Source organism: Thioclava dalianensis, from assembly GCF_000715505.1.
In the GTDB taxonomy this organism is placed as follows: domain Bacteria; phylum Pseudomonadota; class Alphaproteobacteria; order Rhodobacterales; family Rhodobacteraceae; genus Thioclava; species Thioclava dalianensis.
On record NZ_JHEH01000066.1, the window covers coordinates 1 to 6,216 of the forward strand.

Below are 6,216 nucleotides of genomic sequence, written 5' to 3' on the forward strand. Positions count from 1 at the left end.
GTCTCGAAGACGACTTCTGCAACAACGCCCTTGGCATCTGGCGATGATCCGCGCCCGCAAAAAATTTGAAGCTCTTCGGCGAGAGTCAAAGTAGGAGTGAGTGATGGGCGGCATGGCCGGACATGAGGCTCTTGGGAACGCGGAGAGGATCTGGCTGACGCCCCTCAGCCGCGCGCGTTCCGTGCCGGGCGCCAGCGACGCTTGCGGCGGCAGGCGGGACGCTACGTGCGAACGCTATGACGATCACGCGGCTCGGGAATGCGCTGATCGACTGTGAGAGGCGGCGGGCGCTCGCGGTGGGTAAAAATTAGTTTCGTACTTTTAGGTTGCACGCTACGTTGCACCAAGCGGTTCGCATGCTTGAATCTTTAGCAACGTGTGCGCTACGCTCGCAAACAGGGCCTCACACGTGAACCGCGATGGACACTTCCGGGGATTTTTATAAAAAGCATGCAAATCTATTATTTTAAGAGCCATAAAAATAAAAATTTCGGAGACGATCTGAACGAGTGGATCTGGGATCGGCTGATACCAGGTTGGCAATCTTGGGATGATGAGGTCACGCTCTTCGGCGTTGGAACCATAATTAACCAACAGTCGACGGAAAAATACAGAGATAGTCGCCTTTTAGTGCTCGGATCTGGTGTGGGGTATGGTGCCTCCCTTGATCTCGAATCAATGCCTAGATGTTGGGACTTTCAATCGGTCCGCGGACCAAGAAGTGCGCGCCTTCTCGGGCTGCCAATAGAGAGGGGAATCATAGACCCAGCAGCGATGATTTCTGAGTTTTCTGAGTATCGTAACCTTGAGAAATCAGACGCGCCAATCTTTGTGCCGCATCATGAATCTGTTGAGCGGCATGACTGGGCAAGTTTGTGTCAAGACTTTGGAGTGAGTTATGTTTCACCGTGCGGTGGATATAAGGATGTCATTGCTGAAATCGCGCGTGCACCATTAGTTTTTGCAGAGTCGATGCACGCAGCGATCTTTGCTGAAAGCTTTCGTGTTCCTTGGGTCCCTGTAAGAATAGGCCCCAGTTTCAACGCCGAGAAATGGATTGATGTTTTCGAAGCGGCAAATTTGAGTTCTTCGATTTATCAATTTTTTCCGAACATTGATCGTGCAGAACGGATGATACGCTACGTTCCTCGTCGTAGATATAGGCGAAGAATTAGAGCTACATATGAGCGCACGCGATTGATAAGCTGTTTTGAGGCTATGATGCGGCAGAAGCCAATTCTTGGCGATGCCACGGCTCTTGACGAAAGGAAGTCAGCTTATCGTACGGTCCTCGAAGATGTAAAAGGTAGATATTCCTGAGTGTGTCGCTCTGGAATATTGGGTAATCACTCTCGATAGCTGATGATCGATCGACGCATAGTGATCGGCCAGGCAGGGTTTGAAGCTAAATCAACCACCTGCTTATAAATTCTGTTTAGCTCTCGAACGATTTTTTTTCCTTTGCTTTTCGGCTTCGCTTTCCTGTTCACAGCCCGAACATCACTTTCTGATATCTGGCTTGTGAACAAAGCATCTTTTGAATTGAGGAGGTCGTCCTGAATGCAGATTGCCTCGTTCAGCTGCCACACTCGCAGTCGGTAGTTGTAGACCGGATCAAATACGAGGTGGTCGAGAGGCATTGCAACGTGGGTGGAGCATTCGAAAAGCCTTGCTGCCGCCTCTCGACTAAGGATATATCCGGCGCCGCCAATATGGGTTGACCTAAGTCGATGCAGCGACCTGCCATTAGCGACTATGCAGCGCTTATCCAGCCACACGCGCGTCATATATGTTTCGATCTTCACGACATCAGCGCCAGGTGGAATCCACGATTCATCGGTGAGGAACGCAGCTGCATCTGCAGATAGGTGCACGTCATCCTCGAAGACTGCGCCGAATGCATCTTCACCGTCAGCGATGCGCCTCCAGCATTCCCTGTGACTCAAGAAACACGCCTTTTCCCCATCAACCCAATCGCGGCCCATCCGGTTTCCAAAGGTTATACCGGCGGTTTTCGAGCTTAGGTCGTCTATCGTGACGGCGCGCACCCTCTCAGCGTCAATTACTCGTGCCTTGAACTGCCTCTCCATCCACTCACGGCGAGATTCTGCGGAATCCAAATTGATGTAGAGGGTAATCATTCGTTTTCTCAGTAACAGGTTTGATAATGGTTGTCCCTTACCTACCAAAGCGAAGTCTCGTTCGCTAGTGGTTAGGCGTGCGGATATCTGCACAGTGGGGTGGTTAGATGGGTAGGTTGCCGACCGAGAATTGGTCCGCAACATCGCGGTAGCTCTCCGCCACCTCAAACACCCGCTGTCCGCAATCTGTGGGCAGCATTACGATCACAGCTTGGCTGGTCTGATCGCGATAGATATTCTCTACTTGGGCCATATTGATGGAGATGGTTGTGTCGTTGCGAAGGTCGGTGTGGAAGAATGCCATATCGGCCTCCGGGGACGGAGGCGGCGCAAGGCGCCACCTCCGAAGTCAGTTCCTAAGCGACGCCGACGATTTCACGTCGGGTGGCCGATGAAATCAACCCGGACCGTGTCATTCCCCTAGCTTTCGCTGCTTCGTCGATCGCGCGCAAAAGGCCGCGTTCGATCGAGATATTTGCGCGTACCGTGGCCGTGTCCGCCGGAATATAGGGGATCGGCATGAGAACCGCGCCCTCTTTCAATTCGTCGAGCACGTCTTGACGCGCGCGCAGGGCTTCGAGTGAGCTGGGCTCAATATCCGGTTGATCCTCGAACCAGAGATCGAGCGCTTCCACGGCAGCCTGCGGAATTCCCTCCCAAGTATCAGATGCGGCAAAGCACCCGGGAAGATCCGGGAAAGATAGACCGTAGGCGCTATTCTCCTCTTGGTGCACAACGGAGATGTAATAGTGCATAATGTTCTCCAAGCGATGTGTCTTGCGGGCAGCAAAACTGTCATGATTGATAGGCGTATGGCCTCTTTGCGCTGTCGGGCGGGGCTAGAGAAGCCCCGCCTGTCTGTAAATGCTACGCACTGTCCCGAGTGGCAGGTCTTTCTTCGGGTGAGGTAGTATCACCGTCAGATCGCCCCGTTTCAGCTTCAAGTGTGATCCTCGCTTTGACACTTCCTCGAAACCTTCCTTCAAGAGCAGAGCGCGAAGTTTCTTCGAGTTGCGCTCAAGGTCCATTTTATCCCCTTTGATGTGCATATAAATACACACTAACTGAGGGGCGGTCAAGCGAGATGCGCATTATATTGCGCAAAAATATGTGTAGTTCTAGGCATGATTGCGGGAGTTTCTGGGCAGGTTTTCAAAATAGGCTGGGCTGTTGTGGTGGTTGTTTCGATAGCGGTCGTCCGCCGTATCTGCGCGAGGATTGCGAGCATGGGTGGTTAGGGCCGAGGTGGGATCTCATGCCTCGGTCTGAACTCCTCTTCCCGGTACAGCGTTGAGAATTCATCCAGTACCATTTCCAACGTTGCGACGAAGGTGGTGACGTTGAATGATATCCCGTGTTCTCGCTTTTCATGAATGTATCGCCATTCAACGAAAGCGTTGGCGTGCTGGTATAGCACGTCTCTGATCCCATAGTCCGATACGAGAAAGTTTGGGTGGTGTGGTGCCACATTGTTCCTGAATTCGCGATCAAGGCGTTCCCTACTGGTGTCGTCAAGAAGCTCGAAAAGCTTCAAAAGATCATGGGTTCTCTTGGTCTTGAGGGTATTGTGATCCCAAACAAACCAAGCCTTCAGCGCAAATTCCATCGACAGTGCCAAAAGCATTAGTTCAACGCCAGCATGTTCCGCCTGACGAATACCAAATTCATGCGCATCGGCTTTCGCCATCGCCTGAGTCTGCTTGAGGATGGATCGCGCCTGTTTTTCGAGTTTGACACCCGTAGATAGACCGTGGAATTGACGCGATTTCTGCATGAATGGACGATAGACTGATCATAGGGTGACGGCAACGCGCAAAGGCAAGGTGGTTTGGCCTGAGCATATCTGGCGGTAGGATCGGCGGATTGACGAAGTTCGCCGCAGGCGCGAACGCACCCTTGTCAGTAAATGGAAGTGGAAATTCGGCCAGGGTCGCGCCCCTCGATCTGGCGCAACCTACACAGAGGGCAGAACGCCAGCCATCGCCGCACCCAAGCTGAAGGTAAGCGTTGCTGACAGCTATGAATGGCGTTATCTCCGTAAAAATGTCAGCATTAGCTGTTCCTTGCGGAGTTGAAGTGACGTGCACTCCCTGCAACAGAAAACTTTAATTTTTGAAAAGATGAAGATGGACTCGAATTCGTACCGATTCACACTGATTTTGAAGACATCTTCTCTCAGAGATCTATCATGGTAGGGGCGGGCATGGTAAATTTACAAGCACTCATATCGATCTTCCAGCTCTCCGCGAGCTTCTGCTTGATCGTTGGTGCGATTAGTTCCTACAGGCGCGCACACGAGCGAACGATTGAAAATAAACTTGATGTTGCAAGCTCGCAGATGACCACGGTCATATCGCTACGCCAGGATCAGCTCGAACCACCCGAAATCCGCAATAACTTACAGGATCTGAAGTTGAAGGATCTCTCTGATAGAGAGTTGCGTCGGTATCTTGGAGATGTAACTATCAGATTCTACGGTAGGAGATTCAAGTTTGCGGCCACCGACCGGTTTATAGACCGCGCGCTGGTAATTGTTGGGATTTCAAGCATTGCAGGCTTGATCGTTTCCTCAAGATTTCCAGGGGCGATGGTGAACGACTGGGTCTTTTACGGAATTTCGATAGTTTCTTTAGGATTACCCATTGCTTCCTTTCTCAAGGTTTCCTTCGAGGTGAAGCGACATGACCATTATTTCAACAGAAGATTCGATAAGGAGTATTCAAAAAAAATCCAACCCAAGCATGAAGGTCGTATTCGCTCCCTGCCTTCACGTGGAGAAATATTCTCGGTTGCCAACGAGGTTCGCGTCAGGAAAAGTAATCTGACCAAAGACGCTGAAAAATATAATGCCCATCCGAGGTGAGATCATTATAAGTCACGAGAGGTCTAAACCAGCTCTTGATGCTAAAAGAGTGAACGAACGCGTTTCATTGTTATTCTCCTTGTGACGTTTTCTATCAAATTCGCATCCAAGAAGCTATCGGCGTCGGTGCAGTAGGAGTTGGGCGGAAACCGGACCTTCGCTGCAGGAGATAGGACGTTAGGCGCCCTCATCGAAAGCGGACATTGAACCACAACGTTCGTATTCGATATTTTGGCGAAGGCAGTAGTCAAACGAAGCGATTAATGGCTATATGTGGCAGATGAAAGATGAGCAGCCGCAAAATAATGAGTCGAGTATGGCCGAGGGTGTACCAGCCCCTGAGAAAAAACCTGTGCCTAAGTGGAAGCAACGGGCACGCAAAATGGTTTGGCCGCTTCACGCCCGCTATCCGAACATCATCCCCAACCCCCATGGTGAAGACAAAACCTACTACCGGGAGCGCGATGCAGAAACCAACGCAAAGTCAGCGCTTGATGAAGGTGTTTCGCTCCGCCTCGGCTGCATCATGGTCAGTGAGATTTTTGGCCCGAATGAGATCGAGACTTTATACGACGGCCTTGAGAAGATTGGCTGGGACAGAGAAAGAACACCTGTTCGCGATGACTCGAATATCGATTGGCTCAAAAAGCAGCGACTCTACGGCAGCGAAGGTCGTATGCCGCTCGGCTGGGTACATCGGCCTGAAGAAGCCAAGAAATTTGTTGGCGTTCGGTACACAGCGGAATTCCCGAAGCAGTTCTCATCTCTTCTGGTCACTATTTCGCAGTTAACACCTTCAACGACCTGCTTGAGTGTCGGATTTGTTCTAACTGACGAGGCTGCGCTCGAATATTCAAATGCGATTAACGAGCCCGCAAAGACCACCCTTGTTCCAAAGCGCCGCTCTAGGGCGTACTCGATCATGGGCGTAGAGCACGTGAAAGAAGAGCGTGTCCGGCGCATAAGGCAAAAATATCGAAACATTGGTATCGAATGGTTGTCGAAGAACTTCCCCGGGTTCTTCAGCTCGCATTGCGTAAGCAGCCAGTTTCCAACGGCAGAATTTCTTTCATTGGAACAATTTACACCATTCGACAAAGACGCCCCCAGAGACAGGGGTTGGGAACATTGGTCGCGCTTTGTCAATATCGAGCATGACTTCCGTAGTTGGACGTGTTCATCAGGGCGTTGTTGCAGAAGTCGTCTTCGAGA

8 protein-coding genes are annotated in these 6,216 nt (G+C 51.1%); 3 read left to right on the plus strand and 5 right to left on the minus strand.

Features of this window, described 5'->3' with window-relative positions; all coding sequences use genetic code 11:
• The first annotated feature begins 450 nt into the window (after window positions 1-450).
• Window positions 451-1,320: a polysaccharide pyruvyl transferase family protein gene (locus DL1_RS21430; RefSeq protein ID WP_074855055.1), complete on the plus strand. Its 870-nt coding sequence runs from the start codon at window positions 451-453 to the stop codon at window positions 1,318-1,320.
• Between the two features lie 26 nt (window positions 1,321-1,346).
• On the opposite strand, the gene DL1_RS21100 is transcribed toward DL1_RS21430, so the two are convergent.
• From DL1_RS21100 to DL1_RS20180, 5 genes are all read right to left on the minus strand, one after another.
• Complete coding sequence (locus DL1_RS21100; protein WP_051693722.1) at window positions 1,347-2,141, minus strand: glycosyltransferase family 25 protein; 795 nt, start codon at window positions 2,139-2,141, stop codon at window positions 1,347-1,349.
• Between the two features lie 103 nt (window positions 2,142-2,244).
• Complete coding sequence (locus DL1_RS20165) at window positions 2,245-2,445, minus strand: hypothetical protein (protein ID WP_038070052.1); 201 nt, start codon at window positions 2,443-2,445, stop codon at window positions 2,245-2,247.
• A gap of 52 nt (window positions 2,446-2,497) precedes the next feature.
• The gene (locus DL1_RS20170) at window positions 2,498-2,896 is read right to left on the minus strand and encodes a type II toxin-antitoxin system HicB family antitoxin (protein ID WP_038070054.1); all 399 of its coding nucleotides are present in this window, start codon (window positions 2,894-2,896) and stop codon (window positions 2,498-2,500) included.
• 84 nt (window positions 2,897-2,980) lie between these two features.
• Entirely contained in the window at window positions 2,981-3,190 is a 210-nt protein-coding gene (locus tag DL1_RS20175; protein WP_342727586.1) for a type II toxin-antitoxin system HicA family toxin, read from the minus strand.
• A 185-nt stretch (window positions 3,191-3,375) separates the two neighbouring features.
• Window positions 3,376-3,915 carry a hypothetical protein gene (locus tag DL1_RS20180; RefSeq protein WP_051693723.1) on the minus strand — a complete coding sequence of 180 codons (540 nt, stop codon included), beginning with the start codon at window positions 3,913-3,915 and terminating at the stop codon, window positions 3,376-3,378.
• Between the two features lie 429 nt (window positions 3,916-4,344).
• On the opposite strand from DL1_RS20180, the gene DL1_RS20185 reads away from it, so the two are divergent.
• Window positions 4,345-5,004, plus strand: coding sequence for a hypothetical protein (locus DL1_RS20185; protein ID WP_143081786.1), 660 nt, complete (start codon window positions 4,345-4,347; stop codon window positions 5,002-5,004).
• Window positions 5,005-5,275: 271 nt separating this feature from the next.
• Window positions 5,276-6,216 (plus strand): hypothetical protein (locus DL1_RS21755; RefSeq protein ID WP_162178778.1); only part of this gene is annotated, 941 nt, incomplete at its 3' end.

What these genes read in the sequence shown, in the direction of transcription:
- DL1_RS21430 (WP_074855055.1), top strand. Translation starts at nt 451, where the DNA reads ATGCAAATCTATTATTTTAAGAGCCATAAAAATAAAAATTTCGGAGAC.
- DL1_RS21100 (WP_051693722.1), bottom strand. Translation starts at nt 2,141, where the DNA reads ATGATTACCCTCTACATCAATTTGGATTCCGCAGAATCTCGCCGTGAG.
- DL1_RS20165 (WP_038070052.1), bottom strand. Translation starts at nt 2,445, where the DNA reads ATGGCATTCTTCCACACCGACCTTCGCAACGACACAACCATCTCCATC.
- DL1_RS20170 (WP_038070054.1), bottom strand. Translation starts at nt 2,896, where the DNA reads ATGCACTATTACATCTCCGTTGTGCACCAAGAGGAGAATAGCGCCTAC.
- DL1_RS20175 (WP_342727586.1), bottom strand. Translation starts at nt 3,190, where the DNA reads ATGCACATCAAAGGGGATAAAATGGACCTTGAGCGCAACTCGAAGAAA.
- DL1_RS20180 (WP_051693723.1), bottom strand. Translation starts at nt 3,915, where the DNA reads ATGCAGAAATCGCGTCAATTCCACGGTCTATCTACGGGTGTCAAACTC.
- DL1_RS20185 (WP_143081786.1), top strand. Translation starts at nt 4,345, where the DNA reads ATGGTAAATTTACAAGCACTCATATCGATCTTCCAGCTCTCCGCGAGC.